Source organism: Komagataeibacter kakiaceti JCM 25156 (assembly GCF_000613305.1).
Map to the genome: position 1 here is coordinate 1 of NZ_BAIO01000470.1, position 1,831 is coordinate 1,831.

A 1,831-nucleotide genomic window follows, 5' to 3' on the forward strand; every position below is an offset into this window, starting at 1 on the left:
CCGACTGCGCGCAGGCCTTCGGGGCCAGCCTGTCCGGGCGCAGGCTGGGGCGCGAGGCGGTGGCGACCACGCTGTCCTTCTTCCCCTCCAAGCCGCTGGGCGCGTATGGCGATGCGGGCGGCATCCTGACCGATGATCCGGCGCGGGCCGAACTGTACCGCTCGCTGCGCACGCATGGGGAGGGCAAGACCCGTTATGAGGTGCTGCGCACCGGCATGAACGCGCGGCTGGATACGATCCAGGCCGCCATCCTGCTGGCCAAGCTGGATATTTTTGACATGGAGCTTGACCGCAGGCGGGCCATCGCCGCCGCCTATGACGGGGGGCTGGCGGGCCATGTCATACCGCCCGCCCGCGTGCCGGACAGCCAGTCGTCATGGGCCATCTATTCCGTCCTGACCAGAGGGGCGACGGAGCGCGCGGCCATCCAGCAGTCCATGCAGGCGCGCGGCATCGCGTCCGCCATCTATTATCCGCGCCCGCTGCATCACCAGCCTGCCTACAGGGCGGCGCATGATGGCGTGGCCCTGCCCGTGGCGGAGGAGCTGTCCCAGCGTATTCTGGCGCTGCCGCTCCACCCGGAACTGACGGATCATGACGTTGGCCGGGTTATCGCGGCCGTGTGTGCCCAAGGAGATCAAACCTAAATGAAACGCGAGACAGCCCTGCTGATCGGGTTCCTGTTCATTACGGTCGGTACGGCAGCGGGGCTGTGGTTCATGGCCATGCCCAATTTCCGGCCACTGAGCTTTCCCACCATGGAATCCGGCACCATCGCCGTTGGCCCCATGCGCAAGGAACGCAGCCTGACCACGGCCCAGATCCATACGCTCAATGACTGGCTGCAGGCCCATACCGCCGGGTGGGGGCCGCTGGGCCAGACCCCGCCTTCAAGCGGGGATGCGGTGCTGGAACTGCAGGTGCGCGCGGACGGGACGCAGCATGACGCCGCGCCGGCGGAACCCTACCGCATCACGCTGTGGACCGGAATCAGCGCGGCGGACTGGAACAATACCGTGTTCGTGGAGTCGAAGCCCGGCGCGGTCATCCGCTTCCACCATTTCAAGGACAAGGATTTCAGCGCACTGCGTGAACTGGTCAATCAGTACGATTATCCCCGGTCCGCCTTTCCATGAGCCTTGTGGCGGAGGGCACGGCGGGGCTGATCTTTGACTGCGACGGCACGCTCGTCGACAGCCTGCCCCTGTACCGCGAGGGCTGGATCACGGCCCTTGAGGAAGAAATCCGCCAGAGCGTGCCGCTGGAATGGTTCCATGGCCATGGCGGCATATCGGAGCAGATGGTGCTGGATATTGTCGAGCAGCGTCTGGGCCGTAGCGTGGCGCGTGATCTCATCATCACCCGCGCGCGTGAAATGATGCTCCGGCAGCTTCATGTGCTGGAGGAAATTACGGTGGTGGCGGATATAGCCCGGCGCCATCACGGCCTGCTGCCCATGGCCGTAGCTCCAACGGGTCGCGGCAGATCGTGTCCGCCTGCCTGCGGCATCTGGGGCTCGAACGGCTGTTTGATGTCATCATCACCATAGATGATGTGGACAACCCCAAGCCCGCGCCCGATATGTTCCTGCTGGCGGCGGGCAGGCTGGATGTCGCGCCCGCATCCTGTCTCGTGTTCGAGGACAGTCGCGAGGGCATGCTGGCCGCGACCCGCGCGGGCATGCCGCATGTCGATGTCAACACGCTGCTGCCCTGAGGCCGCCGGGCGCCTCAGCCGGTGCCGAGCGAGCGGTAAAGGGCGACCACCCGCCTGCTGACAGGGATGGACAGCGCGGGAATGACCGAAAACAGGGCGAATACCCAGAACGCGG

The 1,831-nt window shown here is 65.8% G+C and carries 2 protein-coding genes and 1 pseudogene; all 3 read left to right on the forward strand.

From position 1 onward, the window contains the following. A partial coding sequence (locus tag JCM25156_RS15425; RefSeq protein WP_025813787.1) for a DegT/DnrJ/EryC1/StrS family aminotransferase occupies nucleotides 1–647 on the forward strand: 647 nt, incomplete at its 5' end. Next, nucleotides 648–1,136: a hypothetical protein gene (locus tag JCM25156_RS15430; RefSeq protein WP_025813788.1), complete on the forward strand. Its 489-nt coding sequence runs from the start codon at nucleotides 648–650 to the stop codon at nucleotides 1,134–1,136. Next, nucleotides 1,133–1,716, forward strand: a pseudogene (locus JCM25156_RS25140) (HAD family hydrolase). The gene JCM25156_RS15430 and the pseudogene JCM25156_RS25140 overlap by 4 nt, the downstream one beginning before the upstream one ends. The last annotated feature ends 115 nt before the right edge of the window (nucleotides 1,717–1,831 follow it).